Consider the following 18,927-nt stretch of genomic DNA (forward strand, 5'->3'; position numbering starts at 1 on the left):
TAAAACAGCGCAAAAAAAAGCCTTTCTAATTAAAGAAAGGCTCTTTTCTATGCTAAAAAAAAGTTATGTATTATTTAATCTTAAAGGCTTTTTCTTGTGGATAATACGCAACACCACCTAGTTCTTCTTCAATTCGTAATAACTGATTATACTTTGCCATACGGTCACTACGAGAAGCAGAACCTGTCTTTATTTGACCAGTGTTAAGTGCAACTGCCAAATCTGCAATAGTATTATCTTCAGTTTCTCCTGAACGATGAGACATTACTGAAGTGTATCCTGCATTTTTCGCCATATTAACTGCAGATATTGTCTCCGTTAATGTACCTATTTGATTAACTTTAATCAAAATTGAATTAGCTATACCATTTTCGATTCCTCGACTGAGTCTTTCGACATTAGTAACAAATAAATCATCTCCAACAAGTTGAACCTTATTACCAACTTTTTCAGTCAATAATTTCCAACCATCCCAGTCATTTTCGTCCATTCCATCTTCAACAGAAATTATAGGATATTTTTCGCATAAATCAGCAAGATATTGCGCTTGTTCTTCTGATGTGCGCACTTGACCCTTTTCTCCTTCAAATTTCGTATAATCATATTTTCCATCAACATAAAATTCCGCCGCAGCGCAATCTAATGCTATCATGATATCATCGCCCAATTTATAACCTGCTTTATCAACAGCTTTAGCAATCGTGTCAAGAGCATCTTCAGTACCACCAGCTAAATTAGGAGCAAAACCACCTTCATCACCTACTGCAGTGCTTAAACCTCTATCATGTAAAACCTTTTTAAGGTTATGAAAAATTTCAGTTCCCATTTGCATCGCATGGCTAAAATCTTTTGCCTTGACTGGCATAACCATAAATTCTTGAAAAGCGATTGGAGCATCTGAATGTGAACCTCCGTTAATTATATTCATCATTGGAACAGGTAAAGTATTTGCGCTTACTCCACCTACATAACGATACAAAGGCATTGCTAATTCCTCAGCTGCCGCTTTGGCAACTGCCAAAGAAACTCCTAAAATTGCGTTAGCACCTAGTTTTGATTTGTTTGGAGTACCATCTAAATCAATCATGGTTTGGTCAATATAATTTTGTTCAAATACTGAAACACCTACAAGTTCTTCTGCTATAATAGAGTTTACATTATTTACTGCCTTACCTACTCCTTTACCCATGAATGAATCTCCACCATCACGAAGTTCTACAGCTTCATGCTCACCAGTTGAAGCGCCAGATGGAACAGCAGCACGACCTAAAACACCACTTTCCGTAACTACATCAACTTCAACAGTTGGATTTCCTCTTGAATCTAAAATTTGCCTTGCATGAATATTAATAATAATGCTCATATTTACTTATTTACGGTTGAAAATTAATTCGACGAAGATACAAAAGCATGCCTTTTTAAGTTCATGAAATCATCCATAAAACCTAGAAAAATAACTAAAAGATAAACTATAACGTTTTAGTTAGCGCTTGCTTTGATAGCTTCAAAGAATTCATCAAAAAGATAATCTGCATCATGTGGTCCAGGGCTTGCTTCTGGATGATACTGAACAGAAAACACATTCTTATATTTCATCTTGATTCCTGCTACTGTTTGGTCGTTTAAGTGTGTGTGGGTTATTTCTAAATCTGGATGAGCCTCTGCTTCTTCCCTATTTACTGCAAACCCATGATTTTGAGAAGTGATTTCACCTTTACCAGTTAGTAAGTTCAAAATAGGGTGGTTGATACCACGGTGCCCGTTGTGCATTTTGTAGGTGGAAACACCATTGGCTAATGCCAATACTTGGTGCCCTAAACATATACCAAACATTGGTTTATTTAATTTTAGTATTTCTTTAGTAGTCGCTATTGCAGCGGTTAGTGGTTCCGGATCACCAGGACCATTGGAAATAAAATAACCATCTGGGTTCCATTCTGCCATTTGTGCCTTTGTAGCATCAAATGGAAAAACTTTAATACAAGCCCCGCGTTTTGCGAGATTTCTCAAGATGTTCTTTTTTATACCAATATCTAAAGCCGAAATCTTAAAGTCAGCATTTTCATCGCCATATACGTATGGTTCTTTGGTTGAAACTTTAGAAGCGAGTTCTAAACCTTTCATACTTGGCACTTGCTTCAATTCTGTTTTTAAGGCTTCAATTTCGTCTACTCTTGTAGATATTACTGCATTCATTGCCCCATTATCTCTAATATAACTTACTAAAGCACGAGTGTCAACATCTGATATTGCAATTAAATTATTATTTTCCAAAAATTCGAGAAGACTCAAATCTGCACTTGGTCGAGAATAGTTATAACTAAAGTTCTTGACAATCAAACCAGCTATTTTAATGGAATCAGATTCCACTTCTTCAGCATTGGTGCCATAATTTCCAATATGTGCATTGGTAGCCACCATTAATTGACCATAATAAGAAGGGTCTGTAAAAATTTCTTGATACCCGGTCATTCCAGTATTGAAACATACTTCTCCAAAAGCTGATCCTTCTCTTTCTCCAACGGCCTTACCATAAAAGATTGTTCCATCTTCTAATAGGACTAGTGCCTTCTTTCTTATTTGATACTTCATTTCCAAAATAAAATTTCACAAAAAAACATAAAAAAAGGATACGTTTTAACGTATCCTTCAATCTATTTTCAACTAGTAATTAACATACTATTCTTCTGAGTCATCAACCTTAGTTTCAGCGACTGGGGCTGTCTCTACTTTTTTAGTCCCACCTCGTCTACTTCGACGTGTTGTTTTCTTAGCTGGCTTATCTGCATTATACAGCTCATTGAAATCAACTAGTTCGATCATCGCCATATCAGCATTATCACCAAGTCTGTTTCCTAACTTGATAATTCTAGTGTAACCGCCAGGTCTGTCTCCAATCTTGTCAGCAACCTCACCGAAAAGTTCAGTTACTGCATGCTTGTTTCTTAAACTACTAAAAACGATTCTACGATTGTGAGTTCCTTTGTCAGCAGTTTTATTGTTTTCAGCTTTAGATTTTGTAATTAACGGTTCAACAAACTGTTTTAAAGCTTTGGCCTTAGCAACAGTAGTATTGATTCTTTTATGCTCAATTAGTGAACATGCCATATTAGCTAACATCGCCTTTCTATGAGCAGCTGTTCTTCCTAAATGATTAAATTTCTTTCCGTGTCTCATTGTAATGTTTTATCATCTTGCTACTAAACTCGCTTTTCGAGGAGCAAAATATGATTAATTAATCTTTATCTAATTTATACTTGGCTAAATCCATTCCAAATTGAAGTCCTTTGTTGATAACCAATTCTTCCAATTCAGTTAATGATTTCTTACCAAAGTTTCTAAACTTCATCAAATCATTTTTGTTGAAAGAAACCAAATCACCTAAGGTGTCTACTTCAGCAGCTTTCAAACAATTCAATGCACGTACTGATAAATCCATATCAACCAATTTGGTTTTCAATAGCTGTCTCATGTGCAAAGACTCTTCATCATAAGTCTCAGTTTGAGCAATTTCATCAGCTTCAAGAGTGATACGCTCATCTGAGAATAACATAAAGTGGTGAATTAAAACTTTAGCCGCTTCGGTTAAAGCATCTTTTGGATGAATAGAACCGTCTGTAACGATTTCAAAAACTAATTTTTCGTAATCAGTTTTTTGCTCAACTCTAAAGTTCTCAATACTATACTTAACGTTCTTTACTGGCGTGTAGACAGAATCAACTGCAATACTTCCAATGGGAGCGTTTGATTTTTTATTTTCTTCAGCAGGAACATAACCTCGACCTTTTTCGATTATAACCTCAAGGTTTACCGAAACTTTAGGATCCATATTACAAATAACCAAATCAGGATTTAATACTTGGTATCCTGATATAAACTTTTGGAAATCACCTGCAGTTAACTGCTCTTTTCCGCTTACAGAAACAGAAACAGTTTCACTTTCAACATCATCAATTTGTCTTTTGAAACGAACTTGTTTTAAATTAAGTATCATTTCGGTAACGTCTTCGACCACGCCAGGAATAACTGAAAACTCGTGTTCAACACCGTCAATTCTAACCGATGTAATTGCAAAACCTTCTAATGAAGAAAGTAGTACTCTACGTAATGCGTTCCCAACAGTCAATCCATAGCCAGGTTCCAAGGGACGAAATTCAAATTTTCCCTCGAAATCTGTCGAGTCTATCATTATAACTTTATCGGGCTTCTGAAAATTAAGTAATGCCATAATTGGATTAGTGTTGTTTTTATTTAGAATATAACTCGACGATTAACTGCTCTTTAATGTTCTCAGGAATTTGTAACCTTTCAGGAATGGCAACAAAAGTACCCTCCTTCTTTTCGTTATTCCATGTAATCCATTCATACACACTGCTATTATTTGCAATAGAGTCGTTAATCGCTTGAACAGACTTAGATTTCTCACGCACACCTACTACGTCACCAGCTTTTAAAGAATAAGATGGAATATTTACCAAATTACCATTAACTGTGATGTGTCTATGAGAAACTAATTGTCTTGCTCCACTTCTTGTTGGAGAAAGACCCATTCTATATACCACATTGTCTAGACGAGATTCACATAACTGTAAAAGAACTTCACCAGCAACGCCTTCTTTTCTTTTAGCAGCTGCAAACAAGTTTCTAAACTGTTTTTCTAAAATACCATAAGTATATTTCGCCTTTTGCTTCTCCATTAATTGGATAGCATATTCAGACTTTTTACCTCTACGACGGTTATTACCGTGTTGTCCTGGAGGGTAATTCTTTTTTTCAAAGGCTTTATCGTCTCCGAAAATTGCTTCGCCGAACTTACGAGCGATTTTTGATTTTGGTCCTGTATATCTTGCCATTTTCTAAGTTTATGAAAGTGTGATTATGAATTAAGGCTTATCCTTCGATAATCTTCAGTACACCTTCAGGTGAAAATTCGCCTTTTGGCGAACCATTATTTAAAATTATACTCTTCTTCTTTTTGGAGGTCTACATCCATTATGTGGCATTGGTGTAACATCGATAATCTCAGTTACCTCAATACCTGAATTGTGAATAGCTCTAATAGCCGACTCACGACCATTACCTGGTCCTTTAACATAGACCTTTACTTTTCTTAGACCGGCTTCATGCGCAACTTTTGCACAATCTTCCGCTGCAACTTGAGCAGCATAAGGAGTATTCTTTTTTGAACCTCTAAAGCCCAGCTTTCCTGCTGAAGACCAAGAAATTACATCTCCTTTTTTATTTGTCAAAGAAATGATGATATTATTAAACGAAGCAGTAATATGAGCTTCTCCATTCGAATCAACTACTACTTTACGCTTTTTTGCCGTTTTTGTACTTGCTTTTGCCATAACTTCTAGTGTTTAGTTGTTAGTTGATAGTCGCTAGAATCCTAAACCTTTATAATTTCAAACAGATTCCTTCCAACGTCTAAAGACTAAATACTATAATCTTAATTATTATTTAGTTGCCTTCTTCTTGTTAGCAACTGTCTTACGTTTCCCTTTTCTAGTCCTAGAGTTATTCTTAGTTCTTTGACCTCTTAATGGTAACCCTGTTCTATGACGAATTCCTCTGTAACAACCAATATCCATTAATCGCTTAATGTTCAACTGAGTTTCTGAACGAAGTTCACCTTCAATAGTATATGACGCTACAGCGTCTCGTATCTTACCAATTTCATCATCGTTCCAATCAGAGACCTTTGTGTCTTCACTAACACCGGCAACTGTCAATATTTCTTTAGCACGACTTCTACCAATTCCGAAGATATAGGTAAGTGAAATTACACCTCGCTTTTGTTTTGGGATATCTACCCCTGCAATTCTTGCCATAATTACCCTTGTCTTTGTTTAAATCTAGGATTCTTTTTGTTGATTACGTATAATCTGCCTTTTCTGCGAACAATCTTGCAGTCAGCACTTCTTTTCTTTATTGATGCTCTAACTTTCATCTTAGTATCTATATGTAATTCTTGCTTTAGTCAAATCGTACGGACTCATTTCAAGTTTTACCTTATCACCAGGGAGAAGCTTTATGTAATGCATACGCATCTTTCCTGAAATATGGGCAGTTACCACGTGACCGTTTTCTAATTCAACACGAAACATTGCATTTGACAATGCTTCGATAATTGATCCATCTTGTTCTATTGCTGGCTGCTTTGCCATAAATTATGCTACTTTTCTATTTTTACCGGATTTCATTAACCCGTCATAATGTCTATTCAGTAAATATGAGTTCACTTGTTGAACCGTATCTATTGCAACACCTACCATAATCAGTAGTGATGTACCTCCATAAAACAATGCCCAACCTGCCTGAACATCCATCAGTTTTACTACAATCGCAGGCAGTACAGCTAATAATGCTAAAAATACTGACCCCGGAAATGTTATCAATGACATGATTTTATCCAAATAATCACCTGTTTCTTTACCAGGTCTAATACCTGGAATAAATCCACCACTTCTTTTTAAATCATCAGCCATTTTATTGGTTGGAACCGTAATCGCCGTATAAAAATATGTGAATATGATAATCAATACCGCAAACAAAATATTATAAGCCAAACCGAATATATCAGCAAATTGAACTTCCATCCATTGGCCTATCGCAGTATCATTAAAAGTTCTACCTATCAAACTAGGTGCAAACATGATTGCCTGGGCAAAGATAATTGGCATAACTCCTGAGGCGTTTAATTTTAATGGAATGTACTGTCTTGAGCCCATAACATTTTTTTCATACCCACCAGAAGCTGTTCTTCTTGCATATTGAACAGGAATCTGTCTTGTTGCCATAACTAAAAGTACACTAGCTAAAATAACCAAGAACCAGATGATTACCTCAATCAAGATAAACATTAAACCTCCTGTATTATTTGTAGTTCTTGAAATAAACTCTTGAACAAATGATTGCGGCATAGTCGCTATGATACCAATCATAATTAATAACGAAATACCATTACCAATACCTTTATCCGTAATTTTTTCACCCAACCACATTGCAAAAACACAACCGGTTACTAAAATAATTACAGCTGGCACAATAAAATTCAAGCCTTTACCGAGGACAAAAGCACTGTCAGGAACGCCCAAAGCACCTAAACCATATAAATAGGCCGGAGCTTGAACAATACAAATAGCTATTGTTAACCAACGTGTTATCTGGTTTTTAGTTTTTCTACCGCTTTCTCCTTCTTTATCTAATTTTTGAAGATAAGGTATTGCAATACTCATTAACTGTACGACTATCGATGCAGAGATGTAAGGCATAATACCCAAAGCAAAAACGGAAGCATTTGCAAACGCACCTCCAGTAAAAGCATTTAATATTCCTAAAATTCCATCTCCGGCATTAGCTGATAAATTAGCTAATTGCGTTGTATCAATACCTGGAAGAACTACTTGGGCACCAAAACGATAAACCAACAATAGAACAAGCGTTATTAAAATACGCTGTCTCAGTTCTTCAATTTTCCAAATATTGGATACGGTATCAATAAATTTCTTCATAATATACTCTTGTTATAAACTTATTGCTTCGCCTCCAGCCGCTTCAATCGCTGACTTCGCAGTTGCAGTAAATTTATGTGCTGAAACCTTAAGCTTGGCTTTTAATTCGCCACCACCTAAAATCTTAACCAATTCGTTTTGTCTTACCAATCTGTTCTCCACTAAAGTATCAAAAGTAATTTCTCCTTTTACTACTTTTTTATCAACCAAGTTCTGTAACTTATCCAAGTTAACCCCTTGATATTCCTTACGATTGATATTTTTGAAACCAAACTTTGGAACACGTCTTTGTAAAGGCATTTGACCACCTTCAAACCCAATTTTCTTAGAGTAACCGGATCTTGACTTAGCTCCCTTATGTCCTCTTGCTGCAGTACCACCTTTACCAGAACCCTGTCCTCTTCCAAGGCGTTTTCCATCGCGATTTACTGCTCCTTCTGCTGGTTTTAAATTACTTAAATCCATTTCTATAATTTCTTTAAGCTTCCTCCGTGGAAACCAAGTGTTCAACTTTCTTTATCATTCCAAGAATATTTGGCGTAGTTTCATGCTCAACTACTTGACCAATTTTCTTTAGTCCCAAAGCTTCAAGAGTCCTCTTTTGATTCTGAGGTCTCTTAATGGCACTTTTCAATTGTTTTACTTTAATCTTCGCCATTATTCTTTATCCTTTAAATACTTTTTCTAAACTAATGCCTCTTTGTTTGGCAACTGTACCAGCATCTCTCAATTGTAATAAAGCATCAAAGGTTGCTTTTACAACATTATGCGGATTAGAAGAACCCTGTGATTTTGAAAGTACGTCATGTACTCCAACTGCTTCTAACACTGCACGCACTGCTCCACCTGCAATAACTCCTGTACCTTGTGAGGCTGGTTTAATAAAAACTCTAGCGCCACCGAACTTACCTTTTTGTTCATGTGGTAAAGTGGCTTTGTTCAAAGGTATTCTTACTAAATTTTTCTTTGCATCTTCAATTGCTTTTGCAATTGCAGTAGCAACTTCCTTTGATTTACCTAAACCATGACCAACTACTCCATTTTCGTCACCTACAACTACTATAGCTGAGAAACCAAAAGCTCTACCACCCTTAGTTACTTTGGTTACTCTTTGGACGCCAACTAAGCGATCTTTTAAATCTAAACCACCTGGTTTAACGATTTCTACATTTTTATAATTCTGGTACATATGATTTAGAATTTAAGTCCCGCTTCTCTGGCACCTTCTGCCAACGATTTTACTCTACCGTGATATAAGTTGCCTCCTCTATCAAAAGAAACTGTTTCAATACCGGCACTTTTAGCTTTTTCCGCAATTGCTTTACCTACAGCGTTTGCAATTTCAGTTTTAGTCCCTTTGGCATCTACACTTTTATCCCTTGAAGATGCTGATGCTAATGTGTTTCCACTATTATCATCTATCAACTGAGCATATATTTCCTTGTTGCTACGAAATACAGACAACCTTGGTTTAGTTGCTGTTCCGAAAGAAACTTTTCTTATTCTCCTTCTAATTCGAAGCTTTCTATCTGATTTTGACAATATCATAATACTATCTTATTAAGCTGATTTACCTGCTTTTCTTCTAATTTGTTCTCCAACAAACCTGATTCCTTTTCCTTTGTATGGTTCTGGCTTACGGAAAGCTCTAATTTTAGCAGCTACCTGACCAACCAATTGCTTGTCATGAGAAGTAAGTTTTACAATAGGATTTTTTCCTTTCTCAGATATTGTTTCAATTTTTACTTCAGGAGCAATATCTATAACAATGTTATGAGAAAAGCCTAGAGCCAAATCAAGCTTCTGTCCTTGATTACTTGCTCTATAACCTACACCAACCAATTCTAATTCCTTAGTCCATCCTTTAGACACACCTTCGACCATGTTTAAAAACAAAGATCTATAAAGACCATGTTTTGCCTTATGCTCTTTTGAATCAGAAGGTCTCTTTACCATTAAACTTCCATCTTCCATAGCTACTTGAACACCGGAAAATTCCTGCGTAAGCTCACCATGTTTTCCCTTAACAGTAACTAGGTTATCATTAACTTCTATCGTTACTCCTTCTGGAACTGCGACTGGATTATTACCTATTCTAGACATTTATCTAAACTTTTCTTAATTGGACTCTAATAAACGTAACATAAAACCTCGCCACCTACATTCTCTTGTTTGGCTTGTTTACTTGTCATAACTCCATGAGAAGTTGAAACAATGGCAACGCCTAAACCATTCAAAACCCTAGGTAAGGTTTCAGAACCTGTATACTTTCTAAGACCTGGTTTACTAACACGTTGTAATTTTTTAATTACTGGCTCTTTAGTGAACTTGTCATATTTCAAGGCTATCTTAATATTCCCTTGTACAGAATCATCTTCAAACTTGTAGCTTAAAATATAACCTTGGTCAAAAAGAATCTTCGTCATTTCCTTCTTCAAGTTTGATCCAGGAATGTCAACCACCCTATGACCTGCTCTACTAGCATTACGAATTCTTGTTAAATAATCTGATATTGGATCTGTAAGCATTTCTACTACTCTTTAATTCTGTTTACCAACTAGCTTTTTTGACTCCCGGTATTAAACCTTGGTTAGCCATCTCTCTAAAAGTTACCCTTGAAATACCAAAAGTTCTCATGTAACCACGAGGTCTACCCGTAAGTTTACACCGGTTACGCATACGCACCGGAGATGCATTTTTTGGTAATTTCTGTAAAGCTTCGTAATCGCCAGCTTCCTTTAAAGCTTTGCGCTTTTCAGCATATTTGGCTACGGTTTTTGCCCTTTTTCTTTCTCGGGCTTTCATTGATTCCTTGGCCATATTAATTCTTTTTAAAGGGAACTCCCAGTTCGGTTAATAACGATTTTGCTTCTTTATCAGTTTCGGCAGAAGTCACAAAAGTGATATCCATACCGTTGATTCTATTAATCTTATCGATGTTAATTTCTGGAAAAATTATTTGCTCAGTTACCCCAAGACTATAATTCCCTCTTCCATCAAAACCAGTTGCTTTAATACCTTGAAAATCTCGAACACGAGGTAAAGCACTAGTTATTAGACGATCCAAAAACTCATACATTCTTTCACCACGCAGAGTTACCTTAGCACCAATTGGCATTCCTTTTCTTAATTTAAATGCCGCAACATCTTTTCTAGACATTGTTGATACTGCCTTTTGACCAGTAATCATAGTCAGTTCATCAACAGCATGGTCGATAAGTTTTTTGTCAGCAACTGCAGCACCTACCCCTCGGCTTACTACAATTTTTTGCAGCTTTGGTACTTGCATGACATTTTTATATCCAAATTCTTCAGAAAGTGCTTTTACAACACGTTCCTTATATTCTTGCTTTAATCTTGGAATGTAACTCATAACTAGATTATTTCTCCAGATTTTTTAGAAACTCTTACTTTTTTTCCTTCTCTAATTTCATAACCTACTCTTGTTGACTCTCCTTTTGAATCAACTAAAGAAAGATTAGATATATGAATTGGAGCCTCTTTTTTAACAATACCACCCTGCGGGTTTTTAGCACTCGGCTTCTCATGTTTAGAAACCATATTTGCTCCTTCAACGATAGCCTTATTCTTTTCAGCATCAACACGCATTACTTTACCTTCAGTACCTTTATGGTCACCGGCAGTTATAACAACTGTATCTCCTGTTTTAATTTTTAACTTTGTCATCTTCTCGTACAATTACAATACCTCTGGGGCCAATGATACAATCTTCATAAATTGCTTGTCACGCAATTCTCTGGCGACCGGTCCGAAAACTCTTGTACCTCTCATTTCACCAGTTGGGTTTAGCAAAACACATGCGTTGTCATCAAAACGGATGTAAGATCCATCAGGACGTCTTACCTCTTTTTTTGTTCTTACAACCACAGCAGTAGATACTGAACCTTTTTTTACTCCTCCATTTGGCGTAGCTTCTTTTACAGTAACTACAATCTTATCACCAACAGAAGCATATCTTCTTTTTGTTCCTCCAAGCACACGAATAGTAAGCACCTCTTTAGCACCTGTATTATCCGCAACCTTTAATCTAGATTCTTGTTGTAACATAATTATTTAGCTCTTTCAAGGATTTCAACTAATCTCCAACACTTAGTTTTACTTAGTGGTCGAGTCTCCATTATCTTTACGGTATCACCTTCGTTGCAATCATTCTTTTCATCATGAGCAACATACTTCTTTGTCTTCAAAACGAACTTACCGTACATCGGATGCTTAACACGCTTCACTTCAGCCACTACAATAGATTTCTCCATTTTGTTACTGGTTACTACGCCAATCCTTTCTTTTCTTAAATTTCTTGTTGTTGTTTCTTCCATAAGGCCGAACCCGTTATTGTAATTCCCTTTTAGTTAACTCTGTCGCCAATCTCGCCACCGTTCTTCTGGTCTTTCTTATCTGCAATGGATTTTCAAGCGGTGTAACTGAATGCGCCACCTTTAAATCTGCATGTTCCTTTTTAGTTTCAACTAGTTTTTGCTGAAGCTCTTCAACCGATAATTCTTTTATCTCTGCTTGTTTCATCTGTAATCAGTTTTTAAGCCGCGTCGTAATCTCTTGCGACGATAAATTTTGTTTTTACAGGTAACTTTTGAGCAGCTAAACGCAAAGCTTCTTTAGCAATATCATGTGGAACACCAGCTACTTCGAACATAATTCGACCTGGTTTCACAACTGCTACCCAATACTCTGGAGCTCCTTTACCTTTACCCATTCTTACCTCTAAAGGTTTTTTAGTGATAGGCTTGTCCGGGAAAATCTTTATCCATAACTGACCCTGCCTTTTCATATATCTTGTCGCAGCAATACGTGCGGCTTCAATTTGACGAGACGTAATGAAGTGCGAGTCTAAAGACTTAATACCAAACATTCCATTTGAAAGTTGATGACCTCTTTGAGAAAGCCCTTTCATACGCCCTTTCTGGGCTTTTCGGAATTTTGTTCTTTTAGGCTGTAACATTATACCTTTTCTTTACCTTAATTATTTTCTTCGACGTTGTTGTCTTTTTCCACCATCATTTTTACCACCTTTATTACCAGTTGATAAACCAACTAAAGGAGATAATTCTCTTTTACCATAGACCTCACCCTTCATTATCCAAACCTTAATACCTAATCTACCATAAGTGGTATGAGCTTCTACTAGTGCATAATCAATATCTGCTCTAAAGGTTGAAAGTGGAATTCTACCATCTTTGTATGATTCCGAACGCGCCATTTCCGCACCATTCAATCGACCTGAAATCTGTATTTTAATACCCTCTGCATTCATACGCATCGCTGCTGCAATAGCCATTTTTATAGCTCTTCGGTATGAAATTCTACTCTCTATCTGTCTTGCTACACTAGCAGCAACTAACTGAGCATCAACCTCTGGTCTTTTGATTTCATGAATGTTGATTTGAACCTCCTTATTGGTGATTTTTTTCAACTCTTCTTTTAATTTATCAACCTCTTGACCACCTTTTCCAATAATAATACCAGGTCTAGCCGTAGTAATAGTAATAGTAATAAGCTTCAATGTTCTTTCGATGATAACTCTAGAAACACTTGCCTTTGCCAAACGCGCGTGCACATACTTTCTAATTTTATCGTCCTCTGCTAATTTATCTCCGTAATCGTTTCCACCATACCAGTTAGATTCCCATCCTCTGATAATTCCTAAGCGATTTCCTATCGGATTGGTTTTTTGTCCCATATTATGCTTTAGCTTCTATATTATTGTTAGCACCCAAAACCATTGTTACATGATTTGAACGTTTTCTAATTCTATGTGCACGTCCTTGTGGTGCCGGTCTCAAGCGTTTCAACATTGTTCCGCTATCAACACGAATTTCTTTTACAAACAAATCAGCATCCTCTATACTTGCTTCTTCGTTTTTTGCTTCCCAATTAGCGATTGCAGAAAGAAGTAATTTTTCCAACTTTCTTGATGCCTCTTTTGGATTAAATCTTAAAATAGCTAAAGCCATCTCAACATTTTTACCTCTAACCAAATCAGCAACTAATCGCATTTTTCGAGGCGAAGTTGGGCAGTTATTAAGTTTAGCAAAAGCCATCTCCTTTTTTTCTGCCTTGATTCTTTCAGCCATCTGTTTTTTACGAACTCCCATAGCTTACTTTTTACCTTTATTTTTTGCACCAGCATGTCCTCTAAAAGAACGCGTTGGTGAAAATTCTCCTAATTTATGACCTACCATGTTTTCAGTAACATAAACAGGTACAAATTGTCTTCCGTTATGTACTGCAATTGTCTGCCCAACAAAGTCAGGCGAAATCATAGATGCTCTAGACCAAGTTTTGATGACAGTTTTCTTTCCTGACTCAATATTAACTTGAACTTTTTTCTCTAAACTATGATGAATGTAAGGTCCTTTTTTTAATGAACGTGCCATGTGCTTTTTCTTTTATTTCTTTCTACGTTCTATGATATATCTATTACTGTCTTTGGTTTTAGAACGAGTTCTAAACCCTTTAGCCGGGATACCATTTTTAGATCTTGGATGTCCACCGGAAGATTTTCCTTCACCACCACCCATTGGATGATCCACAGGATTCATAACTACAGGTCGCGTTCTTGGTCTTCTACCCAACCATCTACTTCTACCAGCCTTACCGGAAACTAACAATTGATGATCTGAATTAGAAACAGCCCCGATTGTTGCCAAACAATTAGACAATATCAATCTAGTTTCACCAGATGGCATTTTTATGGTTACAAATTTTCCGTCCTTTGCCATCAACTGAGCGAATGTACCTGCACTACGCGCCATTACAGCACCTTGACCAGGACGCAACTCAATGCATGATATGATTGTACCTAAAGGAATATCACTTAAAAACAAAGCATTTCCAATCTCAGGAGCAGCCTTTTCGCCAGCAATTACGTGCTGACCAACTTGCAACCCATTCTGAGCAATGATATATCTCTTCTCACCATCCTTATATTCCAACAAAGCAATAAAAGCTGTTCTGTTAGGATCATACTGAATCGATTTAACTTCAGCAGTTACCCCTTGCTTTTCTCTCTTGAAATCGATGACACGATATCTTCTTTTATGACCACCACCTCTATGGCTTACGGTCATTTTTCCTTGACTGTTTCTACCACCTGATTTTTTTAACGGAGCAAGTAAACTTTTCTCCGGCTTATCAGTAGTGATGGCGTCAAATCCATTTACTACTCTAAAACGCTGCCCAGGGGTTATTGGTTTTAATTTTCTAACTGACATTACTAGTCTTTATATATTACTGTAAAAATCAATGATATCTCCTTCCGTTACATCAACGATTGCCTTTTTACGACTATTCGTTTTTCCATGTTGAATACCGGTCTTAGTGTATCGCGTACGACGTTCTGGACCGTAATTCATAGTTCTAACCTTTTCTACTGTTACACCATAAGTTGCCTCAACTGCTTCCTTAATCTGCAGCTTGTTAGCCTTTGGGTTAACATAGAAACCGTAACGATTAAAAAGCTCGCTATCAGCTGTCATTTTTTCCGTAATGATTGGCTTTATCAACACACTCATCTTGTACTTATTTACTTAGGTTAGATTCAATTCCTTCAATAGCACTCTCTAACAAGACTAAACTTTTTGCGTTTAAAATTTTGTAAGTGCTTAGTTCTGAGTTTTTTACAACTTCTGAACCTTTCAAATTTCGCGACGACAAATATACGTTATTATTTGAGTCACCCAAGACGATTAAAGATTTTTTACCATCAACTCCTAAAGACTTTAAAACATTTGCAAAATCTTTAGTTTTTGGTGCTTCAAAATTAAAGTCTTCAACAACCAATAGAGCTTTATCACTAGACTTCAAACTTAGCGCCGATTTACGTGCCAAACGCTTTACGTTTTTGTTGAGCTTTTGGGTATAATCTTTTGGTCTTGGACCAAAAATTCTACCACCGCCTCTAAAAATTGGTGACTTGATACTACCAGCTCTAGCTGTACCAGTACCTTTTTGCTTTTTAATCTTTCTGGTACTACCAGCGATTTCTGCTCTTTCCTTAGCCTTGTGAGTACCTTGTCTTTGATGTGCTAAATATTGTTTAACATCCAAATAAATAGCGTGCTCGTTTGGCTCTATTCCGAATACTTCTTTAGAAAGTTCTACCTTTCTACCTGTATCTTTTCCTTTAATATCTAAAACTGCTACTTTCATTACCTTACTTTTCAATGGTTACGTAAGCATTTTTATGACCAGGTATAGCTCCTTTAACAACAATAATGTTCTTTTCAGCAACAACCTTTAATACCTTCAAGTTCTGAACGGTAACTCTATCACTACCCATTCTACCAGCCATCTTCATACCCTTAAATACTCTTGCAGGATATGAGGCCGCACCAATTGAACCAGGCGCTCTTAATCTATTATGCTGACCGTGTGTCGCTTGACCAACACCAGCAAAGCCATGTCTTTTAACAACACCTTGAAAACCTTTACCTTTTGAGGTTCCCACTACATCAACAAATTCTCCTTCTTTAAAAAGGTCAACACCTACGGTATCACCTAATTTAAAATCACCTTCAAAATCACGGAATTCAACGACTTTCTTCTTTGGAGAAGCACCTGCCTTTTTAACATGACCTAACTCCGCCTTGTTTGCACGTTTTTCTGCCTTGTCATCGAAACCGAGTTGAAGGGCACTATACCCGTCTACCTCTTCGGTTCTGACTTGGGTAATCACACATGGTCCAGCTTGAATGACAGTACATGGAATGTTCTTCCCATTTTCATCATAGATGCTGGTCATGCCGATTTTCTTTCCTATTAACCCAGACATATTTATTATTTAATAATTTACTTTACTCATTTGTCAACTTAATGACATTAAAAAAGGGTCAAGAAAACTGGCTGACCCATATTTTTCTTTCTCCGTTTTTCCCTCGCACGCAGCTCAGGACATGTAACCCTTTTTTCTAAGGGCCTGCAAACTTACACTTTTATTTCCACTTCTACACCACTTGGCAACTCTAATTTCATTAAAGCATCAATTGTTTTAGAAGAAGAACTGTAAATATCCAAAAGTCTTTTGTAAGAACTTAATTGGAATTGCTCTCTTGATTTCTTGTTCACGTGCGGTGAACGCAAAACAGTGAAAATTTTCTTATGGGTTGGTAATGGAATTGGACCTGTTACTACAGCGCCAGTTGTCTTTACCGTCTTAACAATTTTTTCAGCAGATTTATCCACCAAATTGTGATCGTAAGACTTTAGTTTTATTCTAATTTTTTGACTCATTTTCTACAAATTAAGCGGTTACACCTTTAGCTGCTTTTATAACTTCTTCAGAAATGTTTGATGGAGTTTCAGCATAATGCGAAAATTCCATAGTAGATGTCGCTCTACCAGATGACAATGTCCTTAATGACGTTACATATCCAAACATTTGAGATAACGGAACTGTTCCTTTTACTACTTTGGAACCTGCTCTATCACTCATATCAGAAATCGTTCCCCTTCTACGGTTCAAATCTCCTACAATATCACCCATGTTTTCTTCTGGAGTTAGTACTTCAATCTTCATGATTGGCTCCATTATAACAGCTCCGGCCGCTTTACCAGCAGCTTTATAACCCATTTTAGCAGCTAATTCAAAAGAAAGAGCATCTGAATCCACAGGGTGGAAAGACCCATCTTTTAATACCACTTTCATAGTATCCATCTCGAATCCAGCTAACGGTCCATTTAACATTGCCGCAGCAAAGCCTTTCTCAACTGAAGGAATAAATTCTTTTGGAATACGTCCTCCCTTAATTTCATCAACAAATTGAAGACCAGTTCCTTCGAAATCTTCATCCGCAGGACTCATTTCAAACACAATATCTCCAAACTTACCACGACCACCAGATTGCTTTTTATAGGTTTCTCTGTGAGCGGCTAGTTTAGTAAGCGCTTCTTTATATTCTACTTGAGGTTCACCTTGATTTACCTCTACTTTAAATTCACGTCTTAAACGATCAACAATAATATCTAAGTGAAGCTCACCCATACCAGAAATTATTGTTTGACCTGAAGCTTCATCAGTCTTAACTTGAAAAGTAGGGTCTTCCTCAGCCAACTTAGCTAAAGCCATACCTAATTTTTCAACATCGGCCTTAGTTTTTGGCTCCACCGCAATACCAATAACTGGATCAGGAAAGTCCATACTTTCTAAAACAATAGGATGCTTCTCTGATGACATAGTGTCTCCAGTTTTAATATCCTTAAATCCTACAGCAGCTCCAATATCTCCAGCTTCAATAAAATCGATAGCGTTTTGCTTATTAGAGTGCATTTGGTAAATACGAGAGATACGCTCTTTCTTGCCAGAACGGTTGTTCAGTATATACGAACCAGCATCTAAACGTCCAGAATAAGCTCTAAAAAATGCCAAACGACCTACGAAAGGATCAGTAGCAATCTTAAAAGCTAAAGCTGAAAAAGGTTCTTTTGCATCTGGCTTTCTAGTTAATTCAGCACCAGTATCTGGATCCGTACCTACGATATCATCTTTATCTAAAGGTGAAGGTAAATATCTACAAACGGCATCCAATAAAAATTGAACCCCCTTATTTTTAAATGACGAACCACAAATCATCGGTATGATTGCTCTATCCATCACGGCAGCTCTTAATGCAGCGTGAACCTCTTCCTCTGTTATAGAATCTTCATCTTCGAAGAATTTTTCTAAAAGCTTTTCATCATACTCCGCAACAGCTTCAATTAGAGCACCTCGGTACTCTTTAACTTCAGCCTTCATTTCCTCTGGAATATCAATAACATCAAATGTAGACCCGAAACCTTCTTCATGCCATACAATTGCTCTATTCTTAGCCAAATCAACTATACCCTTAAAATCAGCTTCCTCACCAATCGGTAAAACAATCGGCACTGCATTAGAACCAAGCATTGTTTTAACTTGCTTACAAACCATCAAGAAATTTGATCCTTGGCGATCCATTTTATTTACAAAACCTATTCTAGGTACTTTGTAATTATCTGCTAGTCTCCAGTTAGTTTCAGATTGAGGCTCAACACCGTCAACTGCGCTAAATAAGAATACCAAACCATCTAAGACACGAAGTGAACGATTAACCTCTACAGTAAAATCAACGTGTCCAGGAGTATCAATTATGTTAAAATGATAACCTTTAGCATCCGCTGTTGGCTTACCATTTTCTGTTGGAAAGTTCCAAGTACAAGTTGTAGCGGCAGATGTGATGGTAATACCACGTTCTTGCTCTTGCTCCATCCAGTCCATAGTTGCTGCACCATCGTGCACCTCTCCTATCTTATGACTAACGCCAGTATAGAATAATATTCTTTCTGTTGTTGTTGTCTTTCCAGCATCAATATGTGCTGCAATACCTATATTCCTAGTGAATTTTAAATCTCTTGCCAT

Annotated in this window: 32 protein-coding genes; all 32 read right to left on the reverse strand. The window is 36.8% G+C overall.

The features are described from left to right. Positions 1-70: 70 nt before the first annotated feature. The 32 genes from eno to fusA all read right to left on the reverse strand — a co-directional run bounded on the left by eno (position 71) and on the right by fusA (position 18,927). Positions 71-1,363 (reverse strand): phosphopyruvate hydratase, encoded by a 1,293-nt coding sequence (gene eno / locus RM520_RS12075; protein WP_311385936.1) that lies wholly within the window; start codon positions 1,361-1,363, stop codon positions 71-73. Positions 1,364-1,479: 116 nt separating this feature from the next. Then, a complete protein-coding gene (carA, locus tag RM520_RS12080; RefSeq protein WP_311385937.1) occupies positions 1,480-2,592 on the reverse strand; it encodes a glutamine-hydrolyzing carbamoyl-phosphate synthase small subunit in 1,113 nt (370 codons plus the stop codon). 87 nt (positions 2,593-2,679) lie between these two features. Next, positions 2,680-3,177, reverse strand: a complete 498-nt coding sequence (gene rplQ, locus RM520_RS12085) for a 50S ribosomal protein L17 (RefSeq protein WP_311385938.1) — start codon at positions 3,175-3,177, stop codon at positions 2,680-2,682. Positions 3,178-3,235: 58 nt separating this feature from the next. Continuing rightward, positions 3,236-4,228, reverse strand: a complete 993-nt coding sequence (locus tag RM520_RS12090) for a DNA-directed RNA polymerase subunit alpha (protein ID WP_311385939.1) — start codon at positions 4,226-4,228, stop codon at positions 3,236-3,238. Positions 4,229-4,247: 19 nt separating this feature from the next. Further along, on the reverse strand, positions 4,248-4,853 hold the full coding sequence (gene rpsD, locus RM520_RS12095) for a 30S ribosomal protein S4 (RefSeq protein ID WP_311385940.1): 606 nt from the start codon (positions 4,851-4,853) through the stop codon (positions 4,248-4,250). 105 nt (positions 4,854-4,958) lie between these two features. Then, positions 4,959-5,351 carry a 30S ribosomal protein S11 gene (rpsK, locus tag RM520_RS12100; RefSeq protein ID WP_311385941.1) on the reverse strand — a complete coding sequence of 131 codons (393 nt, stop codon included), beginning with the start codon at positions 5,349-5,351 and terminating at the stop codon, positions 4,959-4,961. Between the two features lie 108 nt (positions 5,352-5,459). Next, on the reverse strand, positions 5,460-5,834 hold the full coding sequence (rpsM, locus tag RM520_RS12105) for a 30S ribosomal protein S13 (RefSeq protein WP_311385942.1): 375 nt from the start codon (positions 5,832-5,834) through the stop codon (positions 5,460-5,462). A gap of 2 nt (positions 5,835-5,836) precedes the next feature. After that, positions 5,837-5,953, reverse strand: a complete 117-nt coding sequence (ykgO, locus tag RM520_RS12110; protein WP_010519235.1) for a type B 50S ribosomal protein L36 — start codon at positions 5,951-5,953, stop codon at positions 5,837-5,839. A gap of 1 nt (position 5,954) precedes the next feature. After that, positions 5,955-6,170 (reverse strand): translation initiation factor IF-1, encoded by a 216-nt coding sequence (gene infA, locus RM520_RS12115; protein WP_008613577.1) that lies wholly within the window; start codon positions 6,168-6,170, stop codon positions 5,955-5,957. A gap of 3 nt (positions 6,171-6,173) precedes the next feature. After that, positions 6,174-7,517, reverse strand: coding sequence for a preprotein translocase subunit SecY (secY, locus tag RM520_RS12120; protein WP_311385943.1), 1,344 nt, complete (start codon positions 7,515-7,517; stop codon positions 6,174-6,176). A gap of 12 nt (positions 7,518-7,529) precedes the next feature. Next, the gene (rplO, locus tag RM520_RS12125; protein ID WP_311385944.1) at positions 7,530-7,982 is read right to left on the reverse strand and encodes a 50S ribosomal protein L15; all 453 of its coding nucleotides are present in this window, start codon (positions 7,980-7,982) and stop codon (positions 7,530-7,532) included. A 13-nt stretch (positions 7,983-7,995) separates the two neighbouring features. After that, positions 7,996-8,175 carry a 50S ribosomal protein L30 gene (gene rpmD, locus RM520_RS12130; RefSeq protein ID WP_311352222.1) on the reverse strand — a complete coding sequence of 60 codons (180 nt, stop codon included), beginning with the start codon at positions 8,173-8,175 and terminating at the stop codon, positions 7,996-7,998. 6 nt (positions 8,176-8,181) lie between these two features. Next, entirely contained in the window at positions 8,182-8,706 is a 525-nt protein-coding gene (gene rpsE, locus RM520_RS12135; RefSeq protein ID WP_311385945.1) for a 30S ribosomal protein S5, read from the reverse strand. Positions 8,707-8,711: 5 nt separating this feature from the next. Next, complete coding sequence (gene rplR / locus RM520_RS12140) at positions 8,712-9,065, reverse strand: 50S ribosomal protein L18 (RefSeq protein ID WP_311385946.1); 354 nt, start codon at positions 9,063-9,065, stop codon at positions 8,712-8,714. 12 nt (positions 9,066-9,077) lie between these two features. Continuing rightward, the gene (gene rplF, locus RM520_RS12145; protein WP_311385947.1) at positions 9,078-9,620 is read right to left on the reverse strand and encodes a 50S ribosomal protein L6; all 543 of its coding nucleotides are present in this window, start codon (positions 9,618-9,620) and stop codon (positions 9,078-9,080) included. 26 nt (positions 9,621-9,646) lie between these two features. After that, entirely contained in the window at positions 9,647-10,045 is a 399-nt protein-coding gene (gene rpsH, locus RM520_RS12150; protein WP_311385948.1) for a 30S ribosomal protein S8, read from the reverse strand. 22 nt (positions 10,046-10,067) lie between these two features. Next, a complete protein-coding gene (gene rpsN / locus RM520_RS12155; protein WP_185783410.1) occupies positions 10,068-10,337 on the reverse strand; it encodes a 30S ribosomal protein S14 in 270 nt (89 codons plus the stop codon). Position 10,338: 1 nt separating this feature from the next. Beyond that, positions 10,339-10,890 carry a 50S ribosomal protein L5 gene (gene rplE / locus RM520_RS12160; RefSeq protein ID WP_311385949.1) on the reverse strand — a complete coding sequence of 184 codons (552 nt, stop codon included), beginning with the start codon at positions 10,888-10,890 and terminating at the stop codon, positions 10,339-10,341. A gap of 2 nt (positions 10,891-10,892) precedes the next feature. Then, positions 10,893-11,204: a 50S ribosomal protein L24 gene (gene rplX, locus RM520_RS12165; protein WP_311388189.1), complete on the reverse strand. Its 312-nt coding sequence runs from the start codon at positions 11,202-11,204 to the stop codon at positions 10,893-10,895. 12 nt (positions 11,205-11,216) lie between these two features. After that, positions 11,217-11,585, reverse strand: coding sequence for a 50S ribosomal protein L14 (gene rplN, locus RM520_RS12170; RefSeq protein WP_311385951.1), 369 nt, complete (start codon positions 11,583-11,585; stop codon positions 11,217-11,219). A 2-nt stretch (positions 11,586-11,587) separates the two neighbouring features. Continuing rightward, a complete protein-coding gene (gene rpsQ, locus RM520_RS12175) occupies positions 11,588-11,854 on the reverse strand; it encodes a 30S ribosomal protein S17 (RefSeq protein WP_311385952.1) in 267 nt (88 codons plus the stop codon). Between the two features lie 13 nt (positions 11,855-11,867). Beyond that, the gene (gene rpmC / locus RM520_RS12180) at positions 11,868-12,059 is read right to left on the reverse strand and encodes a 50S ribosomal protein L29 (protein ID WP_311385953.1); all 192 of its coding nucleotides are present in this window, start codon (positions 12,057-12,059) and stop codon (positions 11,868-11,870) included. A 13-nt stretch (positions 12,060-12,072) separates the two neighbouring features. After that, on the reverse strand, positions 12,073-12,495 hold the full coding sequence (rplP, locus tag RM520_RS12185; RefSeq protein ID WP_311388190.1) for a 50S ribosomal protein L16: 423 nt from the start codon (positions 12,493-12,495) through the stop codon (positions 12,073-12,075). A gap of 21 nt (positions 12,496-12,516) precedes the next feature. Then, positions 12,517-13,233, reverse strand: a complete 717-nt coding sequence (rpsC, locus tag RM520_RS12190; protein ID WP_311385955.1) for a 30S ribosomal protein S3 — start codon at positions 13,231-13,233, stop codon at positions 12,517-12,519. Between the two features lies 1 nt (position 13,234). After that, positions 13,235-13,648, reverse strand: coding sequence for a 50S ribosomal protein L22 (gene rplV, locus RM520_RS12195; protein WP_311385956.1), 414 nt, complete (start codon positions 13,646-13,648; stop codon positions 13,235-13,237). 3 nt (positions 13,649-13,651) lie between these two features. Next, positions 13,652-13,930 (reverse strand): 30S ribosomal protein S19, encoded by a 279-nt coding sequence (gene rpsS, locus RM520_RS12200; protein WP_311385957.1) that lies wholly within the window; start codon positions 13,928-13,930, stop codon positions 13,652-13,654. A gap of 12 nt (positions 13,931-13,942) precedes the next feature. Beyond that, complete coding sequence (gene rplB / locus RM520_RS12205) at positions 13,943-14,767, reverse strand: 50S ribosomal protein L2 (protein WP_311388191.1); 825 nt, start codon at positions 14,765-14,767, stop codon at positions 13,943-13,945. 9 nt (positions 14,768-14,776) lie between these two features. Further along, positions 14,777-15,067 (reverse strand): 50S ribosomal protein L23, encoded by a 291-nt coding sequence (gene rplW, locus RM520_RS12210; protein ID WP_311388192.1) that lies wholly within the window; start codon positions 15,065-15,067, stop codon positions 14,777-14,779. A gap of 7 nt (positions 15,068-15,074) precedes the next feature. Continuing rightward, a complete protein-coding gene (gene rplD, locus RM520_RS12215) occupies positions 15,075-15,704 on the reverse strand; it encodes a 50S ribosomal protein L4 (RefSeq protein ID WP_311388193.1) in 630 nt (209 codons plus the stop codon). Positions 15,705-15,708: 4 nt separating this feature from the next. Further along, positions 15,709-16,326, reverse strand: coding sequence for a 50S ribosomal protein L3 (gene rplC, locus RM520_RS12220; protein ID WP_311388194.1), 618 nt, complete (start codon positions 16,324-16,326; stop codon positions 15,709-15,711). Between the two features lie 152 nt (positions 16,327-16,478). Beyond that, complete coding sequence (gene rpsJ / locus RM520_RS12225; protein WP_007094989.1) at positions 16,479-16,784, reverse strand: 30S ribosomal protein S10; 306 nt, start codon at positions 16,782-16,784, stop codon at positions 16,479-16,481. Between the two features lie 10 nt (positions 16,785-16,794). Continuing rightward, complete coding sequence (gene fusA, locus RM520_RS12230; RefSeq protein ID WP_311388195.1) at positions 16,795-18,927, reverse strand: elongation factor G; 2,133 nt, start codon at positions 18,925-18,927, stop codon at positions 16,795-16,797.

The organism is Croceitalea vernalis (genome assembly GCF_031846405.1).
GTDB lineage: Bacteria > Bacteroidota > Bacteroidia > Flavobacteriales > Flavobacteriaceae > Croceitalea > Croceitalea vernalis.